General features: G+C 72.2%; 20 protein-coding genes. 9 read left to right on the top strand and 11 right to left on the bottom strand.

Annotation, left to right across the window (positions count from 1 at the left end; translation table 11 throughout):
• The first annotated feature begins 45 nt into the window (after positions 1-45).
• The gene (locus ACQPY4_RS28375) at positions 46-855 is read left to right on the top strand and encodes an SAM-dependent methyltransferase (RefSeq protein ID WP_433339056.1); all 810 of its coding nucleotides are present in this window, start codon (positions 46-48) and stop codon (positions 853-855) included.
• A 21-nt stretch (positions 856-876) separates the two neighbouring features.
• The gene (locus ACQPY4_RS28370) at positions 877-1,710 is read left to right on the top strand and encodes a metallophosphoesterase family protein (protein WP_433325876.1); all 834 of its coding nucleotides are present in this window, start codon (positions 877-879) and stop codon (positions 1,708-1,710) included.
• Here the strand turns inward: ACQPY4_RS28370 and ACQPY4_RS28365 are convergent.
• Complete coding sequence (locus ACQPY4_RS28365) at positions 1,707-2,342, bottom strand: 4'-phosphopantetheinyl transferase family protein (protein WP_433325874.1); 636 nt, start codon at positions 2,340-2,342, stop codon at positions 1,707-1,709. The two genes, ACQPY4_RS28370 and ACQPY4_RS28365, sit on opposite strands and share 4 nt — an antisense overlap.
• 33 nt (positions 2,343-2,375) lie before the next feature.
• On the bottom strand, positions 2,376-2,798 hold the full coding sequence (locus ACQPY4_RS28360; protein ID WP_433325872.1) for a hypothetical protein: 423 nt from the start codon (positions 2,796-2,798) through the stop codon (positions 2,376-2,378).
• Here ACQPY4_RS28360 and ACQPY4_RS28355 point away from each other — a divergent pair.
• On the top strand, positions 2,785-3,135 hold the full coding sequence (locus tag ACQPY4_RS28355) for a DUF6463 family protein (protein WP_433325870.1): 351 nt from the start codon (positions 2,785-2,787) through the stop codon (positions 3,133-3,135). The genes ACQPY4_RS28360 and ACQPY4_RS28355 overlap by 14 nt on opposite strands.
• Here the strand turns inward: ACQPY4_RS28355 and ACQPY4_RS28350 are convergent.
• Together ACQPY4_RS28350 and ACQPY4_RS28345 are read right to left on the bottom strand one after the other, a co-directional pair.
• Positions 3,125-4,060: a LysR substrate-binding domain-containing protein gene (locus ACQPY4_RS28350; protein ID WP_433325868.1), complete on the bottom strand. Its 936-nt coding sequence runs from the start codon at positions 4,058-4,060 to the stop codon at positions 3,125-3,127. The genes ACQPY4_RS28355 and ACQPY4_RS28350 overlap by 11 nt on opposite strands.
• Positions 4,060-4,824 carry an enoyl-CoA hydratase-related protein gene (locus ACQPY4_RS28345; protein WP_433325866.1) on the bottom strand — a complete coding sequence of 255 codons (765 nt, stop codon included), beginning with the start codon at positions 4,822-4,824 and terminating at the stop codon, positions 4,060-4,062. The genes ACQPY4_RS28350 and ACQPY4_RS28345 overlap by 1 nt, the downstream gene beginning before the upstream one ends.
• 105 nt (positions 4,825-4,929) lie before the next feature.
• Between ACQPY4_RS28345 and ACQPY4_RS28340 the strand changes: the two genes are divergently transcribed.
• Together ACQPY4_RS28340 and ACQPY4_RS28335 are read left to right on the top strand one after the other, a co-directional pair.
• Positions 4,930-5,325 carry a DUF7715 family protein gene (locus ACQPY4_RS28340; RefSeq protein WP_433325864.1) on the top strand — a complete coding sequence of 132 codons (396 nt, stop codon included), beginning with the start codon at positions 4,930-4,932 and terminating at the stop codon, positions 5,323-5,325.
• A gap of 15 nt (positions 5,326-5,340) precedes the next feature.
• Complete coding sequence (locus ACQPY4_RS28335; RefSeq protein ID WP_433325862.1) at positions 5,341-5,643, top strand: MTH1187 family thiamine-binding protein; 303 nt, start codon at positions 5,341-5,343, stop codon at positions 5,641-5,643.
• A gap of 262 nt (positions 5,644-5,905) precedes the next feature.
• Here the strand turns inward: ACQPY4_RS28335 and ACQPY4_RS28330 are convergent, their stop codons facing one another.
• Complete coding sequence (locus ACQPY4_RS28330) at positions 5,906-6,292, bottom strand: STAS domain-containing protein (RefSeq protein WP_433325860.1); 387 nt, start codon at positions 6,290-6,292, stop codon at positions 5,906-5,908.
• Positions 6,293-6,387: 95 nt separating this feature from the next.
• Complete coding sequence (locus ACQPY4_RS28325; RefSeq protein ID WP_433325858.1) at positions 6,388-7,137, bottom strand: neutral zinc metallopeptidase; 750 nt, start codon at positions 7,135-7,137, stop codon at positions 6,388-6,390.
• Positions 7,138-7,451: 314 nt separating this feature from the next.
• Here ACQPY4_RS28325 and ACQPY4_RS28320 point away from each other — a divergent pair, with 314 nt between their 5' ends.
• Entirely contained in the window at positions 7,452-8,492 is a 1,041-nt protein-coding gene (locus tag ACQPY4_RS28320; protein ID WP_433325856.1) for a S1 family peptidase, read from the top strand.
• Between the two features lie 91 nt (positions 8,493-8,583).
• Here ACQPY4_RS28320 and ACQPY4_RS28315 read toward each other — a convergent pair whose 3' ends face one another.
• From ACQPY4_RS28315 to ACQPY4_RS28295, 5 genes are all read right to left on the bottom strand, one after another.
• Positions 8,584-9,834 carry an adenylosuccinate synthetase gene (locus tag ACQPY4_RS28315; RefSeq protein ID WP_433325854.1) on the bottom strand — a complete coding sequence of 417 codons (1,251 nt, stop codon included), beginning with the start codon at positions 9,832-9,834 and terminating at the stop codon, positions 8,584-8,586.
• Between the two features lie 12 nt (positions 9,835-9,846).
• Positions 9,847-10,815 (bottom strand): hypothetical protein, encoded by a 969-nt coding sequence (locus ACQPY4_RS28310; protein ID WP_433325852.1) that lies wholly within the window; start codon positions 10,813-10,815, stop codon positions 9,847-9,849.
• 16 nt (positions 10,816-10,831) lie between these two features.
• Complete coding sequence (locus ACQPY4_RS28305) at positions 10,832-11,878, bottom strand: molecular chaperone DnaJ (protein ID WP_433325850.1); 1,047 nt, start codon at positions 11,876-11,878, stop codon at positions 10,832-10,834.
• Positions 11,875-12,693, bottom strand: coding sequence for an NUDIX hydrolase (locus ACQPY4_RS28300; protein WP_433325848.1), 819 nt, complete (start codon positions 12,691-12,693; stop codon positions 11,875-11,877). The genes ACQPY4_RS28305 and ACQPY4_RS28300 overlap by 4 nt, the downstream gene beginning before the upstream one ends.
• Before the next feature lie 152 nt (positions 12,694-12,845).
• Positions 12,846-14,825 (bottom strand): amino acid permease, encoded by a 1,980-nt coding sequence (locus tag ACQPY4_RS28295; protein ID WP_433325846.1) that lies wholly within the window; start codon positions 14,823-14,825, stop codon positions 12,846-12,848.
• 380 nt (positions 14,826-15,205) lie between these two features.
• Here ACQPY4_RS28295 and ggt point away from each other — a divergent pair, with 380 nt between their 5' ends.
• The 3 genes from ggt to ACQPY4_RS28280 all read left to right on the top strand — a co-directional run bounded on the left by ggt (position 15,206) and on the right by ACQPY4_RS28280 (position 18,940).
• Positions 15,206-17,053: a gamma-glutamyltransferase gene (ggt, locus tag ACQPY4_RS28290; protein WP_433325844.1), complete on the top strand. Its 1,848-nt coding sequence runs from the start codon at positions 15,206-15,208 to the stop codon at positions 17,051-17,053.
• A 70-nt stretch (positions 17,054-17,123) separates the two neighbouring features.
• Positions 17,124-17,462: a divalent-cation tolerance protein CutA gene (gene cutA, locus ACQPY4_RS28285; RefSeq protein WP_433325842.1), complete on the top strand. Its 339-nt coding sequence runs from the start codon at positions 17,124-17,126 to the stop codon at positions 17,460-17,462.
• A 644-nt stretch (positions 17,463-18,106) separates the two neighbouring features.
• The gene (locus ACQPY4_RS28280) at positions 18,107-18,940 is read left to right on the top strand and encodes an oxygenase MpaB family protein (RefSeq protein WP_433325840.1); all 834 of its coding nucleotides are present in this window, start codon (positions 18,107-18,109) and stop codon (positions 18,938-18,940) included.
• The last annotated feature ends 1,534 nt before the right edge of the window (positions 18,941-20,474 follow it).

Raw genomic sequence — 20,474 nt, 5'->3', positions numbered from 1 at the left:
TTGATCGTTAAGAACGCCGAGATCGAGCAGAGGCGGCGCCGCACCATGCCCGAAGACTCTCCGTCCCAGCGCCGTCAGGTGTCGAAGCTCATCGACCCGTCGGTCCCGCATCCCGCCCGGATGTGGAACTACTGGCTCGGAGGCAAGGACCACTACCCGATCGACCGCGAGGCGGCCGGGCGCATCATGGCGGTCTACCCGGGAATCGTCGATGTCGCACGCGCCTCGCGTGAGTTCCTCGGACGGGTCGTCCGGCACCTGACCGACGACGTGGGCATCCGGCAGTTCCTCGACATCGGCACGGGCCTGCCGTCGGCCGACAACACCCACGAGGTCGCCCAGCGGGCCGCGCCCGAGTCGCGCATCGTCTACGTCGACAACGACCCGCTGGTGCTCGCGCACGCCCGCGCGCTGCTCACCAGCACGCCCGAGGGCGTCTGCGCCTACATCGAGGCCGACGTCCACGACCCCGAAACGATCTTGCGCGACGCCGCCGAGACCCTCGACTTCTCCCGTCCCATCGCGGTGGTGATGATGGGCGTGCTCGGCAACGTGCGCGACTACGACCGCGCCTGCGAGATCGTCCGCACGCTGATGGACGCGATGCCGTCCGGCAGCTATCTGGTGATCAACGACGGCACCGACACCAGCGAGGCGCGCGTGGCGGCCACCCAGCGGCACAACCAGCGCGGCTCCGCCCAGTACTACAACCGCAGCCCCGAGCAGCTCGCCGGTTACCTGGAGGGCCTGGAACTCCTCGAACCGGGGGTGGTGCCGACCCCCGCCTGGCGTCCCGAGAGCGATGCCGAGCCGCCGCGGCTGGACGCGTACTGCGGCGTTGCCCGCAAGTCCTGACGGCCGCTTACGATCAACTGCATGAGCGGTCTTTACGGCATTAGCGATCTTCATGTGGGTTTCGCCGAGAACCGGACCTTTGTCGAGAGCCTGCGTCCCGAGAAGGAGGACGACTGGCTGATCGTCGCCGGCGACGTGGCCGAGCGGTTCGCCGAGGTCGAGTGGGCCCTGCGCACGTTGAGCGGCCGCTTCGCCCAGGTGATCTGGGCCCCGGGCAACCACGAGCTGTGGACGCCCCGCGACGACCCGAACCGGTCGCGCGGCGAGGAGCGGTATCTGAACCTTGTCGAGATGTGCCGTGGCCTGGGCGTGCACACGCCGGAGGATCCCTATCCCATCTGGGAGGGCGAGGGCGGGCCGGTCGCCGTCGCCCCCTTGTTCGTCCTCTACGACTACACCTTCAGGCCCGAGGGCGCCTCCAACAAGAAGGAGGCGCTGGAGATCGCCTACGAGGCCGGGATCGTGTGCAGCGACGAGATGATGCTGCACCCGGACCCGTACCCGAGCCGCGAAGCCTGGTGTGACGCCCGTATCGCCTACACCGAGGCCCGCATGGCCGAACTGCCCCCGGGGACGCGGACGGTGCTGGTCAACCACTTCCCGCTGATCCGCGAACCGACCCGGGTGCTGTGGTACCCCGAGTTCGCGCAGTGGTGCGGCACCGAGCGGACGGCCGACTGGCACCGCAGGTTCAACGCGGTCTCCGTCGTGTACGGCCACCTGCACATCCCGCGGACGATCCACGACGAGGGCGTCCCGTTCGTGGAGGTGTCGGTCGGCTACCCGCGCGAGTGGCGCAAGCGCGGGGACGCCCCGACGGGCCCGCGTCCGATCCTGCCGCTGCCGGTGGGCTAGACGGCGATCGCGGTGACCACCAGCCCGTCCCGGGCGAGCCAGCGGCCGTGGACGGTGCCCGCCAGGGCCGCCGGGGGGCCGGCCTGGAGGATCGTGGCGGTGAACGTGCCGTCCCGGCCGAAGGTGACGCTGGCCTCCTCGAACCCCAGCCAGCGGCGGGCCAGCGGGAACCAGGTCTTGTAGATCGACTCCTTGGCGCTGAACAGCAGCCGGTCCCAATGGACGCCCGGCGGCAGCGCGGCCAGGCGGGGCAGCTCCTCGGCGCGGGCGATCTGGTCGAGCACGCCCTCGGGCAGCGGCCCGTCCGGCTCGGCGTCCAGCCCCAGGGAGATCAGGTCGGACGAGCGGGCGACCGCGGCCGCGCGGTAGCCCTCGCAGTGGGTCATGCTGCCGACGATGCCCGGCGGCCATCCCGGCGCCCCGCGCTCGCCCGGCAGGATCGGCACCGGATCGACGCCCAGCTTGCCCAGGGCCTGGCGCGCGCAGGCCCGCGCCGAGATGAAGTCGTTGCGCCGCTTGGCGACGGCGCGCGCGATCACCCGCTCCTCCTCGGGAAAGATCTCGGCGTCGAACAGCTCGTCGCCGAACGCCTCCGCCGTCATCGCCGAGCCGGGGAGTATCTCTTCGATCATGACCCGAGAGTACGGGGAGCGCGGCGGAATGATCTACGTGGACGGGGGCGGAGTGAGCCACGCGATCAGATGGTCGACGGCCCCCCGGGCGTGGTCCCCGCTCAGGGCGACCTCGGGAACCAGATCGGACGCGGCGCGGCGCAGCTCGATCCAGCCGAGGTAGGCGGCGTAGGCGGTGACGGCCTGGCGGCGGGCGGCTCCGGCGTCCAGCCCGAGCTCTGTGTAGATGCCGGTGAGGTAGTCGATGCGCAGCTCGGTGACCCGCCGCAGAACGGGTGCGACCGCCGGGTGGTCGGCGTGCGCGACGATCGCCGGTTCCAGGCCGAGGATGTCCTCCCGCCCGAGCGCGATGGTGAACAGGGCGGCCAGCCGGTCGCGGGGGTGGGGAACGGCGCCCAGTTCGGTGATGAACAGCGTGGTGCTCTCGGCGGCCCACTCCTCCATGGCCGCGCTCATCGCCTTCATCGGCCTGCACTTCGCCATCGCGATCGTGGGCTGGAGCACCTTCGGTGACATCGCCCGTGACGGCTTCTGGGACACCGTCCCCGGCAAGCCGCAACGCGAGCACGAGCTCTGGTACTTCCTCGCCGGGTTCGGCATGCTCGCGCTCGGCACGATGAGCAAGGCCATCGTGGACGCCACCGGCCGGATCCCCGCCCAACTCGGGTGGTACCTGCTGGCCGTGGGCGTCCCCTTGCAGATCCTGTTCCCGCTCTCGGGCGCCCCCGGGCTGATCCTGCTCGGGGTGCTCGCCCTGGTCGCGTCCCGTAAGGAGCCCGCGCTCACTCGATGACGAGCTTCGCCGCCTCTTCCCTGAGCCGGTCGAGCATCAGCCGGGCCGACGGCGTCAGCTCGCGCCCCGCGTGCAGCGTGACGCCGACCTGGCGCCTGACCGGCTCCAGGGGGACGGGCAGCGGGGCGATGTGGTCGTCGGTGCGCGCGACCAGGTCGGGCAATGTCGCGATCATGTCGGCGTCCCTGACCAGCGTGCGCACCGTCAGGACCGAGGTGCACTCGACCCTGTTGGCGGGCAGCGGCAGGCCCTCGGAGCGGAAGATCTGCTCCAGCTCCTGGCGCAGCGCCGTCTGCTCCAGCGGCAGCACCCACGGGTAGTCGAGCAGGTCGGCCAGGCACAGGCCCTCGCGGGCCCGGGCGGGATGGTCGACCCGCGCGACCAGCCGGACGGGCTCGCCGTAGAGGTTGATCTGCCGCAGCCCCGGCAGATCGTCGATCGGGTTCAGTCGGCCGAGGATCAGGTCGATCTCGCCGTCCAGCAGCCGCGGGACCTGCGCGTCGAAGGTCGCCTCCCGGACGATCACCGTGACGCCCGGCCTGGCCCGCTTGAGCGCCGCGATCGCCCGGGGAAGCAGCACGTTCGAACCGGCCAGCAGCGTCCCGACCGCGACCGTCCCGACCTCGCCGTCGGCCAGCCCGGCGATCCGGTCGCCCGCCCGGCGCAGCTCGGCCAGCACGGCCCGCGCGTGCTCGATGAACGCGTCCCCGAACAGCGTGGGGGTCACTCCGCGCGGCCCCCGGGTGAACAGCTCCACGCCCAGGATGTGCTCCACCTCCCGCAGGCTGCGCGTCACCGCCGGCTGCGCCAGCCGCAGGTGCTCGGCCGCGCGCAGCACGCTGCCCCGGTCGGCGATCTCCACCACCAGGACCAGGTGCCGCAGCTTCAGCCGCCCGCTGAGCAGGTCGACGGCGCGCATGGCCATCAGGCCGGGAACTCCGGGCGCCGCTTGGCCAGGAAGGCGCTCATCCCCTCCTGGGCCTCGGGCGTCTGGCTGGACGCCGCCATGACCTCCACGGCCAGGGCGTAGGCGTCGTGCTCGGGCCGGTCGAGCTGGGCGTACATGGTCTCCTTGCCCAGCGCCTTGCTCCGGGCGCTGCCCCGGGTCGCCCGTTCGAGCAGGTCGAGCGTGGCCTTCTCCAGCCGGTCGTCCGGCACGGCATAGTTGATCAGCCCCCACTCGGCGGCCGTGCGCGCGTCGATGACGTCCCCGGTGAGCGCCAGCTCCATCGCGCGCTTGCGTCCCACGTTGCGGGAGATCGCCACCATCGGCGTGTGGCAGAACCAGCCGCCCCTGCCGCCGGGCGCCGCGAACCCGGCGCTCTCGGCCGCCACGACCAGGTCGCAGCCGGCCACCAGCTGGCACCCGGCGGCCGTCGCCAGCGCGTGCACCCGCGCGATCACCACCTGCGGCGCCGACTGGATCGCGGCCATCAGGTCGGTGCAGGTCCGCAGCAGGCTCCGCACGTCGGCGTGGGACGCCCCGGCCATGTCGCCGAAGTCGTGCCCCGCCGAGAACACCGGCCCGTTGGCGGCCAGGATCACGCCGCGCGCGTCCGTGGCCGCCACCTCCTCGAAGGCCCCGGCGATCTCGACCAGGAACCCGCGCGACAGCGCGTTGCGCCGCCGCGGCCGGTTCAGCGTGATGGTGGTGAAGGGGCCGTCGCGCTCGACCAGGACATCGCTCATGAACGTGACGCTACGTCAGGACCGTTCGGGGTGAGAACCCGCCCGGGATGTCCGACCCCCGTCGTACCGTGGGCAGGTACCCGCGATGCGCCGAGGGGGTCCGGCATGAAGCTGCTCACCGCCACCAATGCCAGCCAGGGTTTCCGAGACAACGACTTCGACTGGTGCGTCGAGGGCGAGCTGGTCAACATCGGCGCCGTCTGCGACCGCGACTCCGGCGACCCGGACGGCGGTTGCGGCTGCGCCCGCGCGTTCGCCGGCCTCAACTCGCACCGCGCCACCACCACCGCGATGGTCCGCGAGGTCCCCGGCTTCACCGACGCCGACTATGTCGAGGCCATCCGTTCCAGCCTCGAACAGCAGGGCTGCGATCCCTCCTACGCCGAGCACGAGGCCGCCCTGCTGCGCTGCCTGGTCCGCGACTGGCCGGTGGGGGTGATCGTCGAGCGCCGCCTCAATGAGATCGTGGTCAGACAGCCGGCCCGTCCGGATCGTCCCTGACAAGGAGGTAGGCGCGTGCTCGTCGCATTCTCGGTGACCCCGCTCGGCGTGGGCGAAGAGGTCGGAGAGGCCGTGGCGGAGGCCGTCCGCGTCGTCCGCGCCAGCGGCCTGCCCAACCGCACCGACGCCATGTTCACCACGATCGAGGGCGACTGGGACGAGGTCATGGCCGTCGTCAAGGAGGCCACCGAAGCCGTCGCCGCCCTGGCCCCCCGCGTCGGCCTGGTCCTCAAGGCCGACCTGCGCCCCGGCGTCACCAATGCCCTCACCACCAAAATCGAATCCGTGGAACGACACCTCGCCTCCGACACCCCCTAACCCCGCCCCCGCACACACGCCCCGCCACCTCCCTTCCGCGCCACCGCGCGCCGCCCCGTAAGCGCTGCGTTCCGCGCCCGCGCTACGGCGTGTGCCTGGGCGCCCCGGTACGCACCACCGCGTCGCGCCCACGCCGCAGCTCGCCTTCGTACGGGGCACGGGCTTGCGCGCGTTGTCGCGGTGCACGCCCCGCTTGGCGCCCATGCCGCGGCTCTCGTGTTCGCGGTGCTGGCTTCGGGGTGAGGGGGGCGTTCTGCCGGGGTCAGGTTTCGGTCAGCCAGTGGTGGATCTGGGCGTCGGTTGGGGGGATCAGGCAGGCGAGGGCCTCTTCGGTGGAGGTGCAGAGAGGGATGCGCTCGTGCATCCCCAGGATGCGGAACATCTTGGCGGTGAAGGGGCGGAGGCCGACGACGGCCAGTCCGGCGCCGTGTTCGGCGCTGTGGGCCGCGGCTATGGCGATGGCGCGCATTCCGGCGGCGTCGATGAACGCGACGCCCGCCAGGTCGAGTACCAGCGGGCGGCCCCGGGCCAGATCGCGCAGGCGGTGCTGGACGGCGGGGGCGTGGCGGCGGTCGAGTTCGCCGGTCAGCAGGACGGTGGTGTACCGCTCCGCGTCGACGACGACCATGGTGGCGGCGGTGTCCGGCATGGGCGACCTCGGGTCGGGGCTCAGGTAACACAGAATCATTGCGCGAACACGGAAGGTTGCCAAGCCTTTTGGGAAAGTCGTCCATGGTCGGTTGGTCAGCCCTCGGTGCGGATCAGGCAGGCTCCGACACCGCCGGTGCCGCCTCGGGAGAAGGCGCGCAGGCGTTGGGTGGCGTTGCCGTGGTCGCCGGGCTTGGTCCAGGGGGTTCGGTCGCCGATCACCTGGAAGGCGTTGACGATCTCCTGCTCGTCGCCGTCCTCGAACCTCAGCGTCCCGTCGGCGGCGGCGCCGTAGAGCACGGCGCCCGCCAGGCAGTCGGCCTGGAGCTCCCCGGCCGCCGAGACCAGATCGCGCCGCAGGCGGCTCTGGATCGCGTGGCCCCACTCGTGGGCGATCACCATGTAGACCCAGGCGTCGCCGCGCGCGTAGCCGGTGCGCATGAGGCTGACGTCCCAGGCCACGTAGTCGGCGGCCGGGCAGTAGACCGCGTTGTTCTTGGCCAGGGGCTGGTCGCCGCAGCGGGGGCGGGACGACCTGTCGTTGCCGTCGTACAGCCCCACGACCCGAGGCGGACGGTACCGGCCGGTGAAGTGGCGTCCCCAGTTCGCGCGCCAATAGGCGTCGACGACCGACTGGGCGGTGCGCAGGTCCTCGCGGAACTCCGCGGTGTCGCGCGAGGTGAGGTCGGCGGTGCGGGCGGGCCGGGTGGGGGAGGGCCGCGGTCGCTCGGTCGTCGCCTCCGCGAGCTTCTCGCGCGGGTCGAGGTCGCAGGCGGCGCCGGCGACCGGCAGGCAGGCGAGGACGAGGGCGGCCAGGAACCGCTTCCGTGTGCGCGTAGCCGTCATGCCCGGAGGTACGCACGCGGGCCCCCGAACGCATCAGCTGGCGAGTGCGGTGAGCGTTCTGTAATGGCGGGGCAACCCTCCGATGACCCTGAAGTTACCTTGGGCATGAGTCAGGGCCGAGCTTTTTGCAGAGTCTGGAAAGAGTTGTTCGCCCTGATAGATCCCCTAACAGGGAGGATTCGGAGTATTGCCATACGCAGTCAGTTAAATCAGCAAGTTCTCCATCTTGTGGGGGTGTGCCGGTCTGAACACGATTCACCTGACCCAAGCGCGTCTACCGGGACGCGCTTGCGATCGATGGAGGCACAGTGAGGATGCGACCCACCACCATCCACCCCGCCACTGTCACGAGCGCGGCGGTGGCCGCGATGGCCGCCATGGCCCTCGCCACGCCCGCCCAGGCGGCTCCGGCGGCGCCCGCTGACACGGGCTCCCTGGCGGCCAGGCTGGCCGACCAGCTCGGTGCGCGCAGTGCCGGTTCCTACGTGAGCGGCGGCAAGCTCGTCGTCACGGTGTCGGACGCGGACGCGGCGGCGCAGGTCCGCCGGGCCGGCGCCGTCCCCAAGTCCGTCGCGCGCAGCGGCGCGGCCCTGAGCAAGGTCACCGCCGACCTCGGCCGGACGGCCAGGATCGTCGGCACGGCCTGGGCCGTCGACGCCGCGACCAACCAGGTCGTGGTCTCCTACGACGAGACCGTGACCGGCAAGAAACTGGCCAAGGTGCGGTCCGCGGCCGCCAGGCACGGCGGCGCCGTGCGCCTGGAGAAGCTGTCCGGGACGCTCAGCAAGCGCATCGCCGGCGGCCAGGCCATCTACGGCGGCGGCTCGCGCTGCTCGCTCGGCTTCAACGTCCGCAGCGGGACCACGTACTACTTCCTGACCGCGGGCCACTGCACGAACATCGCGTCCACCTGGTCGCAGTCGGGTGGCACCGTGCTCGGCAGCCGTTCCGGGTCCAGCTTCCCCGGGAACGACTACGGCATCGTCCGCTACACCAACACGTCGGTGTCCAAGCCCGGCACCGTCTACCTCTACGGGAGCGGCTCGCAGGACATCACCAGCGCGGGCGACGCCTACGTCGGCCAGTCCGTGCGCCGCAGCGGCAGCACCACCGGTGTCCGCAGCGGCTCGGTGACCGGTCTCAACGCCACCGTCAACTACGCCGAAGGCTCCGTCTACGGCATGATCCGCACCAACGTGTGCGCCGAGGGCGGCGACAGCGGCGGCTCCCTGTTCGCGGGCACCACGGCGCTCGGCCTGACCTCGGGCGGCAGCGGCAACTGCTCGTCCGGCGGGACCACGTTCTTCCAGCCCGTCAAGGAGGCCCTCAGCCGCTACGGCGTGAGCGTCTACTAGCCGCCTGACCCAAGAGGCCCCCGGGACGTCTTCCGGGGGCCTCTGCTTGGCGTCCAAGCTCCGTGGTTCGAGGGGGACTCCGGAGCGGCGCTCACCAGCGGCCGATGAGCCTCGTGGCCCGCTTGTCGGTGGACGTGGGGCCGTGGGAGTGCAGGGCCACCGGCGTCCGCGACGCCTCTTCCACGGTTCCAACGGGGTCGATCAGCGGTTCGTAGACGGGCCTGGCCGTCAGCAGCCTTTGTGTCAGGTCGGACTGGTGGCCGAGGTCGTGGGCCGGGCCCGGCTCCAGGCGCCCGTCCATCTCGTAGTCGGTGCAGGCCATGAGGTCGCGGCGCGCCTCGGCGACGTCCAGGTGGGTCAGGGCCAGAGCGTCGGCCCCGCCGGACGCCCGCAGGGCGTACTTGAGCGCCACCAGGTCGAGGTGGCCGACCCTGAACACCCCCTGCCACGGGCCCCGGCCGTTGTGGCGGTCGGGCAGGTCGGACGTGAGCGCCGGGTCTTCGGTGACGAACGGCCCCGGGCCGTGGCGCGTGGCGTAGGCGCGCAGGACGCCGAGACGTGCGCCGCCCTCGCCCGCCTCGGCCAGCAGCGTCTCGGCGTTCGCGAACGTCGTGGTCGACCAGGTCGTATACGGGTGGAAGCCATGCCACTCGTCCAGCAGGACGCCCTGGGCCCCTTCGAACACAACGTTCCCCTGGTGCAGGACCCCGGCGAGGTAGTCGCCGTCGACCACGCGCACCCGCTCCCCGAATGCGAGGAAGGCGTCCAGGCATGCCTCGACCTCGGGGACGGAAGGGCCGCCGGGGAAACTCGCCAGATACCAGTCGCGGACGGCTCCCAGCCGCTGCCGGAGCCGCGCGGGGGACAGGCAGTCCCCGACCCGGGGAGCGGCGTCGTTCCAGAGCGCGTACGCGGCGGTCTCACCGATGCCCATCCCGCAGGAGCCGTGCCGGGCCGCCCCCCGCGCGGCCTCGCGCGCGCGGTTGGCGGCCTGGTGGTAGGGCGTGGTGAGCAGCGCGTCGTGGTCGGCCGTCAGCCGGTCGAGGGCGTCGCGCACGCCGAGCGCCGCCAGATGCGCGGCCTCGGCGGCCAGCGCCAGCGGATCGACGAGCGTGAACCGCGACAGGTGCGTCCGGACCCCCGGGGTGAAGGTCCCGGAACCGAACTGCGCGAAGGTGTGGTGCCGTCCGTCCGGCGTGACGACGTTGTGCGCCGCCTGCGCCCCTCCGTTGAAGCGCGCCACGGTGTGGACCGGCTCCGGCCCCCGCGAGCAGAGCCAGTCCACCACCGTTCCCTTGCCGGCGTCCCCGAAGCCGAGGTCGACCACGATCACGTGCCCCATGGCGGGCCCCGCCTACAGACGCGTGGTGCCGGACGACGCCGACCCCAGGTCCGGGGGAGCCGACGAGGTCGTGACCGGCGCCCGCGAGGCGTCCAGCCTGGCCAGGGCCCGCGAGACCGAGGGACGCGCGTCGGAGCCGACCTCGTCCAGGTGCTCGAGGCCCTCGTCGAGGTCGATGGCGTCCTCGCCCAGCCCGACGGTCAGCGCGATGGTCTCGCATGTCGCGTTGAGGTCGTCCAGGTAGAGCACGTTCTGGCCGAGCAGGCCGTTCCAGAAGTCCTTCAGCTTGCGGCTCCCGGCGTGGTGCGCGCCCTCGGGGATGATGAAGTAGACGTCGTAGCGCCGCTGGAGTTCGCGGACGATCTCCTCGGCCGGGACGTCCTCGTCCAGTTCGGCCCCGATGATCGAGCGCACCTGGTGACGGCTCACCTTCGGGTAGGCCAGCTCGTCGCCGATCATGAACAGGTAGCCGCGCCTGCCCCGTTTGTCGAAGCAGTCGATCGCGGTGTGCCGCGCCATGAAGTACATGGCCAGCTCGTACGACTCGCGCATCTGGCCCCCGCCGCCGCCCTCCAGCAGGACGCGCCCGAGGTCGTCGTCCATCCGGTTGTCGGCCTCGAACTGGCCGATCTGCAGCGGGGCCCGGTCGCAGGTGGCGTCGCCGACGGCGCCGAACAGGATGTGCGGGTGCTCGACGTAGCCCTTGCGCAGCAGCAGCCCGAGCAGGTCGGGCAGCTTGGACTGGAGCGTCCTGGGGACCGTCCCCATCGACCCGGTGACGTCGAACAGCACGGCGATCGCCAGCGATTCGGGGTGGTCGTCGGAGTCGCGGCTCTCGCGGAAGGTCACGCCCTTCGGGTCGAGCGAGGGGTGGGTGGAGGTCGCGCCTGCGTCGCTGTAGGCGAAGGCGCTGGCTCCGGTGGACGCCCTGTAGTTCTGGGCGGCGTCGTACACGTTGGTGGACCAGTGTCCGCTTCCCATTGGTCTCTCTCCTTGTCTAGGGCTTGTGGGGGGTGGAGGGCGGCATGCGGAACGGGCGGAAGCGGCGGCGGCCGTAGAGGCGTTCGAGCAGCTCGTCGAACTCGCCCAGCAGCCGCCAGGCGTCCCCGGGACGCCGGTTCTGCGACGCCAGGCGGCAGCCCTTGGCGAACATCCGCATCGGCTTGGGCGCCCTGTCACCCATGAGGTCGGTCATGCACTGGGTGGCCATGTAGAGGTCGGTGGCGCCGCTGGCGGTCTGCCGGGCGGGGACCTCGGGCGGGTACCGGTCGGCGTAGCGGTCGATCATCGCGGGCACCCGTCCGCTGGAGTCGACGTGCGCGTAGCAGCCCGGCACCGAGTAGCACCAGTCGACCAGGACCAGCCCGTGCTCGCCCGGGTGGACGAGCACATGGTCGGGCAGCACCGCCCCGTGCAGGACGCCCGCGCGGTGGGCGAAGCCCAGTGCGACCAGCAGGCGGCGCCACATCCAGGCCGCGTCCCGGGGGTCGATCCCACCGGGGTAGGCCGCGCGCACCTCGGTGAGGCTGACGAAGCCGTCCAGCCTCTCCAGGGCGTTGGTCTGGCGCTGCTTGCCGGTGGCCGTGTCGCGGTGCCGGAACGACTCGACCAGGCGAGGGACGTAGGGGACGAACCGGTCGTCGCCGTCCTTGGGCAGCTGGCGCAGCGCGACGGCCTCCCGTTCGAGCAGATCGCTGTCGGCCGGGTCGCGGGGCATCTTGATGAGTACGTCGCGGCCGCCGTCGTAGGAGGCGCCGTAGAGGTCGGCGAGGTCGCCCTGCGCGGCGCGCGCGCCCAGGCTGTAGGTGTGGCGCTTGGTCGCCAGCGTGGTGGAGTCCGCGCGGTTGTAGGTGCGCCACAGCTCGTTCAGCCGGGTGAAGGCGTCGCGGGTGCGGCCCCCGGTGGCGTCCGGGTGGACGAGCCGGGCCAGCCGCCGGTACATCCGGGCGGCCTCGGCGGTGTCCCGGCCGAACAGGTCGGCGGGCGTGCGGACCCGGTCCATCCGGGCCAGCGCCTCGTCGAGGTCGAGGTGCAGTGTGCTCATCGGATCTCTTCCTCCCGGCTGGGCCGGAGCAGGGCGGGGTGCAGGAGGCGGGCGTCGCCCGCGCGGTAGAGCTTGGGACGGGGGCCACCGCGGCGGCCGCCCCGATCGGACGTCGTCCCGGTGCTCTCCACGAACCCGGGGACCGACAGGACCTTGCGATGGAAGTTGCCCGCGTGCAGTTCCTCGCCCCAGACCGCCTCGTAGACGGCACGCAGTTCGGGGACCGTGAATTCGGGGGCGCAGAAGGCCGTGGCGAGCGGGGTGTACTCCAGCTTGGAGCGCGCCCGCTCCAGCCCGTCGGTGAGGATCCGCGCGTGGTCGAAGGCGAGCCTGCGCGTCGTCCCGGGGGACTGGTCGCCGGCCTCGGTGAGGCCGAGGGCCTCGATCGCGACCCAGTCGGCGTCGGCGGCGTCGCCGCCCGCCTCGGGGTCGGGGAGTTCGGGGGCGAAGGCCAGATAGGCCACGGAGATGATCCGCATACGGGGGTCGCGTCCCGGGGTGCCGTAGGTGCCGAGCTGCTCCAGGTGGATGCGGTCCATGGCCCCGGACTTGGCGCTGAGGCCGGTCTCCTCGGCGAGTTCGCGGACGGCCGCGTCCGGGAGGTCCTCGGCGTCCCTGACCCCCCGGACGAAACCGCCGGGCAGTGCCCACATCCCCGCGAACGGGGCCCCGCCGCGCCGGACGAGCAAGACGTGCAGGCCGCCGTCGCGGATGGTGAGCGAGACGACGTCGACCGTCACGGCGACCGGGTCGAAGGCCCGGGGGTCGTAGGCGGCCAGGAAGTCGCTCTCGTCCCGCTGCGGTTCCGGCGTCATCGCGTTCTTCTCCTTGAGAGACAGTCTCAGATTGAGTTCAACTCGAATTGAGAAGAACATACCCCGGACCGGGACGATTCGTCCAGCCGATGAGGCACACGAACGAGCGCCGCCTCCCCTGACCAGGGGAGGCGGCGCTCGGATGGATCGGATCAGCGGCGGTGGCGGCCCGGCGGAACCGGCGGCTCGGGCTCCTCGCCCGGCCACGGGCCGCTCTGGCGCGGGTCCGACGGATACTGGCCCGTCTGGCGCGGGTCGGACGGGTACTGGCCCGTCTGGCTCGGTTGCGGACCCGTCTGACGCGGCGGTTGCCCCGGGGGATAGGGCGGCTGGGGGCCGCTCTGGTACGGATCGTTCTGGTGCGGGCCACTGTCGAAGGGCCTCGGCCGGAAGGGGCCGCTGTCCCCGGGGCCGCGCTGCCCCGGAACCGGGGTCGCGCCGCTATGGTGCGCCGGGTACTGGCCGGTCTGCCGTCCGCCGCTCGGGTGGTACCCGGGTGGCAGTTCGGTGTTCGGGCTCCGGTTGAGCAGGTACGGGTCGCGGCGGAAGGCCCCGGTCGAGCTGGGGTCGCCCCCGATCGGCGCGGTCATCGGCTGCGAGGCGGACGGCGGCGGGGCCATCTGCCCGGGCGTCCGGCGCGGTGGCGCGGGCTCGCTCAGCAGGAGCCGCATCTGGCTGCGGCGGCGGCCGTACGCCAGGTAGATCAGGACGCCCGCGAGCATCCAGATCAGGAAATAACCCCAGGTCTGGACCTTCAGGTTCAGCATCAGCCACCCGGTGGCCAGGATCGTCACGATCGCCGTGAACGGCGCCACCGGGACGCGGAACGGCCGGTGCAGGTCGGGACGGTCCTTGCGCAGCGCGAGCACGGCGGCCGACACGAACAGGAACGCGAACAGCGTCCCGATCACGACCATCTGCTCCAGCGTCAGCACGTCGATGGTCTGCGACATGATCACCGCGGCCGCTCCGGCGACGAGCGTCGCGCGCGAGGGCACCTTGTACCGGCTCATCTGGGCGATCGGGCGGGGGAGGAGCCCGTCGCGGGCCATCGAGAACACCACACGGGTGAGGCTCACCATCACCACGAGGATGACGGTGGTCAGCGCGATCACCACGCCGACGTCGATGACCTTGCGCATGGAGTCGGCGCCGACCATCGCGAACGCGTTGGTGATGGCGGGCTGGGCCGGATCGAGGTTCTTGTAGGACGCCATGCCGAGCATGGCCACCGCGACACCGATGTAGAGGACGATCGCGATGCCGAGGCTGGCGAGCATGCCGCGCGGGACCTTGCGCGGAGCGTCGTCGGTCTCCTCGGACGCCGTGGCGATCAGGTCGAACCCGATGTAGGCGAACGCGATCGCGGGCGCGGCGGCGAAGATGCCCCACACGCCGAACACCTGGGGCGAACTGCCGGTGAACGCGCCCATGATGGCGTCCAGCACCGTCCGTCCCTCGGTGCCCGAGGCGGCCTGCGCGGGCGGGACGAACGGCTTGAGGTTCCCCATGTCGAAGAACTTCAGTCCCGTCGCGATCACCAGCCCGATCACGATCAGCTTGGCCAGCACCATGAACCACAGCGAGCGCAGGCTGACCTTGCTCCCGGTGGCGAGCATGATGATGATCAGCACCAGGATGCTCAGGGCGAAGATGTCGAAGCCCTTGGGCTGCCCGATGATCCCCGCCACGCTCTCGGGGACCTTCACGTTGAAGTCGCTGAGCATCTGCGCGGTGAACAGCGACCACCCCCGCGCCACGACCGAGGCCGCCAGCAGCAGTTCGAGGATGAGCGACCAGCCGACCACCCAGGCCCAGACCTCGCCGAAGGCGACATAGCTGAACGAGTAGGCGCTGCCCGCGACCGGAATGATCGAGGAGAGCTCGGCATAGGCCAGCGCGGCGAGCATGCAGACGACGCCCGCGATCACGAAAGAAATGATCACCGCGGGACCGGCGCTGGTGGTGGCCTGCGATCCGGCGATCTTGAAAATGCCGGAACCGATCATGACTCCGAGGCCGAGCACCACGAGATCGCGGGTCCGGTAGACCACGCGCAAACGGTGCCGCCCGCCATAGAGCCGGCCTGTCGCCTGCTCCACCGGCAGGCGACGGAACATGTTGTTACGCATGCGGATTTCCCAGGTCATAGGTGTCCCCCAAGGCCTGAACCCGCGCCGCTGTTCGCGAGACAGAGCTGTTGAAGTCCCTTAGAGTTCACTATCCCGGGGGTGAGATTCAATGATTTCCGGCGTATTGATGCCTTCTCGGTACCTTGTCCGGCCATTACGATCGCCCAGCGAAGTGGTCCGCTCACGTACAGCGAACCGCGATCGGGTTGCACCGGTCCACGAGAAGCGCCCGGCAATTGCTCACGCATTCACCTCCGCAATTATCAAATAATCACCGGACGGGCACGCGGCACGGCGGGTTATCCACAGGCGGGCGACAGCGGTGGCGCCGGAGGGAGATCGATGGCACCGTGAGGTCGCCGGGTTTCGCAGGAGGTTCCGTGTCACTGAGCACCATCGCCCGAGTTCTTCGTCGCCGCACGGCCCTGGCCGCCGGCGCGACCGTCGCGCTGTCGCTGGTCGCGCCCGTCACGGCCCAGGCCGCCCCCGCCGCGGCGCCGCCACCGTCCAAGCAGCCGGTGGCCACCGGGTACGGGGGCGCCGTCGCCACGGTCGACCCGGACGCCAGCGCCACCGCCATCGAGGTGCTCAGGCGCGGCGGCAACGCGATGGACGCCGCCGTGGCCGCCGGTGCCACCCTCGGGGTCACCGAACCGTACGTCGCCGCGATCGGCGGTGGCGGCTACCTGACCTACTACGATGCCAAGAAGCGCCGCGTCCACGCCATCGACGGCCGCGAGACCGCGCCCGCGGCCATGCGCGAGAACTCCTTCGTCGACCCCGCCACGGGCAAGGCCATCCCGTTCGACCAGGCCGTCACCAGCGGCCTCAGCGTCGGCACCCCCGGCACGGTCGCCCAGTGGGACCGCGGCCTGCGCCGGTTCGGCACCCGCGACCTGGGCACGCTGCTCAAGCCCGCGATCCGGGTCGCCGAGAAGGGCTTCGTCATCGACGGGGAGTTCCGCGAGCAGACGGCGGTGAACGAGGCCCGGTTCCGCGACATCGCCCCGACCCGCGACCTGTTCCTGCCCGGCGGCAAGCTGCCCGAGATCGGCTCGGTCTTCCGCAACCCCGACCTGGCCCGCACCTACCGCGAGCTCGGGCGGCACGGCGCCGACTGGTTCTACGACGGCGCGCTGGCCAAGGAGATCGTCCAGACGGTCAACAAGCCGCCGGTCGTCCCCGGTGCCACCCGCAACGTGCGTCCCGGCCTCCTGAAGAACGACGACCTCGACGACTACCGCGCGCTGTCCAAGGACCCCACCCGCGTCTCCTACCGGGGCCTCGACGTCTACGGCATGCCGCCCTCCTCCTCGGGCGGCACCACGGTCGGTGGGGCGCTGAACATCCTCGCCAACTTCAAGCTCGACCCGAACGACCCGGTCAAGGCGCTGCACTACTACCTGGAGGCGTCCAAGCTCGCCTACGCCGACCGGGGACGCTACGTCGGCGACCCCGCCAAGGTCGACGTCCCGACCCGCGAGCTGCTCTCGCGCGGCTTCGCCCGCGAACGCGCCTGCCAGATCAGGCCCGACCGCGCCGCCACGGCCCCCGTCACCCCCGGCAGCCCGGACGGCCGGTACGACCCGTGCGTCCCGCCGGGCCGCTCGTCGCAGGCCCTGACGTTCGAGGGGCCACAGACCACGCACCTCTCAGTGGCCGACAAATGGGGCAATGTCGCGTCCTATACGTTGTCCATCGAGCAGTTCGGCGGCAGCGGCATCACCGTCCCCGGGCGCGGCTTCATCCTCAACAACCAGCTGACCGACTTCACGCTCCAGCCCCCGGCGCCCGGCGCGACCCCCGACCCCAACCTGCCCGGGCCGGGCAAGCGGCCGCGCAGCAGCATGTCGCCGACGATCGTCCTGAAGGACGGCCGCCCGGTGCTGGCGCTGGGCACCCCCGGCGGCTCGACGATCATCACCACCGTCCTGCAGACCCTGGTCAACCGCATCGACCTGGGCATGAGCCTGCCCCGAGCACTCGCGGCACCGCGCGCCACCCAGCGCAACACCCCGCAGGTCTTCGCCGAGGAAGCGTTCATCCAGCGCTACGGCAAGGCCCTCGCGGCCAGGGGGCACCGCCTCGAACTGTTCCCCGGCCCACCACGCGGCGTGATCGGCGCCGCCGCGGGCCTGGAGATCCTGCGCCCAGGGCTCGTCCAGGCGGTCGCCGAGCCCACCCGGCGCGGCGGCGGCAGCGCCCAGGTCGTCCATCCGCTCAGATGAGCCCGCACTGGCGCGACTACGATCACCTCAAGGGGGAAGGAGTCGTGCCATGGCGCGGGCTTATGTTCAGGTGACGACCACGACGGACTCCAGACTGGAGGCCGCCGAGCTGGCCAGGTCCGCGGTGGAAGAGCGCCTGGCGGCCTGCGCGCAACTCGTCGGCCCCGTCGCCAGCACCTACTGGTGGGAGGGCGAGATCGAGTCGGCCGAGGAGTGGATGGTCGTCTTCAAGACCACCGCCGACCGCTTCGACGAGCTCGCCTCCCTCATCACCGAGGGCCACTCCTACGACACCCCAGAGATCATCGCCACCAACGTCGTCGCCGGAAGCATGGACTACCTGGCCTGGGTAGCCGAACAAACCGAACCCGCCGAAGACGAAGCCGTAGACGACGCCGCCCCCGACTAACCACCGCCCCCAAGCAGTTCCCCCCAATCCCCGTCCCCAAAGCACGCCCCCTCCAGCACACCCCGCCCAACCGGGACGGCCCCCGCCCTGAGCGGCTCACCATCCCGGAATCACCACCAGCAACATCCGAAGCACCGCCCGCCCGGCGTGGCTCGCCCACCCACCAAGGACGCCACCGCGCCCCGCCCACCCTGCCGGGGCGGCCCCGGGCCTGAGCGGTGGTTCACCGATTCCGAGATCACCACCAGCAACGTCGCGGCCGAAGCATGGCCTGTCCGGCGTGGGTCGCCCAGCCGCCGAGGAGGCCGCCGTGCCCCGCCCGACCTGCCGGGGGGTCCCGGGCCTGAGCAGTGGTTCACCATCCTGGGATCTCCACCAGCAGCGTCGTTCCCGAAGCATGACTATCTGGCATGGGCTGCCGAACCCGCCAAGGACGACGCAGTCGACGCCGCTGCCGCCCCGATCAACCGCCGGAGCCGGGCCTGAGCGGTTCACCATCATCGGAATCATCGCCAGCCAGGTACTTTCCGGAGCACGGTCTATCTGCATCGGCCTGCCGAGGACGAGGCCGCACCGCTGACTGCCTGACCGGTGTGACGCCCGGCCGTCTTGGGAATAAGTCATGGGTTACTCAGGAGGTGGCGGTGGACGAAGACTACGGACTGTTCGGACCGGGCTCGGTGACGTGGCGGGTGATGGGCGAACCCGTGCTCATCGTCGGCGGCGTCCGCGCGCTGCTGCTCCAGGCGCTGCACCCCTACGCGATGTGGGGGACGTCCCAGAACTCCGAGCTCATGAACCCCGACGCCGCCTGGGCCCGTCTGGGCCGCACCGTCGAGTTCGTGCGCGTGCGCACCTGGGGCACCACGGCCGAGGTCGACCGCGTCGGCCGCCGCGTCCGCAAGCTGCACTCCAAGCTGCGCGGCACCGACCCCCGCACGGGCGAGACCTTCCCCGTCGACGACCCCGAATACCTGCTCTGGGTGCACATGGGCGAGGTCGACTCCTACCTCGACGTCGCCCGCCGCTCGGGCGTCCCGCTGACCCGCGCCGACACCGACCGCTTCGTCGACGAGCAGCGCCGCTCGGCCGCCGTGGTGGGCCTGGACCCGTCCGCCGTCCCCGCCTCGGTCGCCGAGCTGAAGGACTACTACGCCCAAATGCGCCCGAAAATCTGGGCCTGCAAAGAGGCGCGCGAGGGCCTGTTGCGCATGTTCAACCCCAACGTCCCCCGCAACCTCCTCCCGCTGAAGCTGGCGGCCCCCGGCGTTGGCGTGCTGGTGGTCTCCACGCTCCCACGCTGGGCCCGCCGCATGTACGGCCTGCCCGGCCTCCCCACCTCCGACCTGGCCGCCACCCTCACCCTCAAGGGCCTCTACCGCACCACCCGAGTGATCCCCGAGCGCTACCGCTACGGCCCGGACGCACAAAGAGCCCACCGCCTAACCCGCCAACACCAAGTAACCCCCGCCGCCTAACCCTCCACGACCAGAGCCATTCACCACCCCCACCCACTCTCCACGCACCCACCCACCCGCGCATCACCACCCCCGCCACTTCCCAAGCCTCCACGGCCCCGCCGAACCCCCACCTCCCCACCCAAGCCACCTGGTCCAAGCCCACTCGTCCGTCCCCACCCCGTGTCAACCCCGCGCCCCGCGCCCGAGGCGTGCCCCGCGCCTCGCGCCTCGCACCCGCAGCGTGCCCCGTGCCCGCAGCGTGCCCCGTGCCCGCGCCGTGCACCCCGCGCCGTGCACCGTGCGTTCTGCGCCGCTAACCTCGGCCGCCTGGCTTCCGGACGGGCTACTCCGCCTCCACCCCGGCTGTCTACGCAACCATCCGCCCCTGCCACATCACCGGCCCCGCCGTGCGCCGTATTGTGCGCCTCGCGCCCTCGCGCCGCCGCGCCCTCGCACCGCCGCGCCTCGCGCCGTCGCCCCCCCGCGCCGTGCGCCCCGCCCGCCCCGCATCGCGCGCTTCCGCCTCGCGTCGCGCGTCCCCGCGTTGCGCACCCCGCCTCGCGCCCGCGCCCCGTGCGCCCCGCCCGCCCCCGTGGCGCGTTCCCGCCTCGCGCCCCAGCGCCCCGCGCCCGGCTCCCGCCTCCCGCGCCGGTGTCTCGCGCCTCGCCCCCCGCGCAGCGCCCCGCCTCCTGCGCCCCGCCCCTGCCTCCGCGCCGCGTATCCCGCCCCGCGTCGCGCGTCCCCGCGCCGTGCGTCCCGCCCGCCCCCGCGTCGCGCGTTCTCGCCTCGCGCCCCAGCGTCCTGCGTCCCGGCTCCCGCCTCCCGCGCCGTGGCTACCGCGCTGTGTGCCGTGCGCCCAGCGCCGTCCCACCGCGCCGTAGGTTCCAGCCCCCGGGTTCCGCGTCGCCGCGCCGTGCGTCGCCGCGCCTCGCGCCGTCGCGTCCCCGCGCCGTGCGCCCCCCCGCCCCGCATCGCGCGCTCCCGCCTCGCGTTCCGCGTCGCGCGCTCCACGTCGCGCGTCCCCGCGTTGCGCACCCCGCCTCGCGCCCCAGCGCCCCGCGCCCCGGCTCCCGCCTCCTGCGCCCCGCCTTCCGCGCCCCGGCCTCCGCGCCGCGTGTCCTGCGCCGCAGCTCCCGCGCCGTGTGCCGTGCGCCGCCGCGCCTCGCGCCCTCGTACCGCCGCGCCTCGCGCCGCCGTGTCCCCGCGTCGTGCGCCCCGCCGCCCTGCATCGCGCGCTCCCGCCTCGCGTCCCCGCCTTGCGCACTCCGCCTCGCGCCCGCGCCCCCGCCCCGCCCGCCCCCGAGTCGCGCGTTCCTGCCTCGCGCCCAGCGTCCCGGCCTTCGCGCCGCGTGTCCTGCGCCGCGTGCCGTGCGCCCAGCGCCGTCCCACCGTGCCGTAGGTTCCGCCCCGTTTTTCGCGCCCCGCGGTCCGCGTTCCGCGGCGTGCGCCCAGCGTTCCGCGCCAGCTAGCCTCGGCCCCTGGCTTTCCGGGCGGAGTTGCCCGGCCTCGACACCGGCTGTTCACCCAGCTATCCGTTCGCGCCACATCACTG

This window comes from Spirillospora sp. CA-294931 (assembly GCF_050946795.1).
Classification (GTDB): domain Bacteria; phylum Actinomycetota; class Actinomycetes; order Streptosporangiales; family Streptosporangiaceae; genus Spirillospora.
This window is presented reverse-complemented; position numbering and strand designations above follow the sequence as displayed.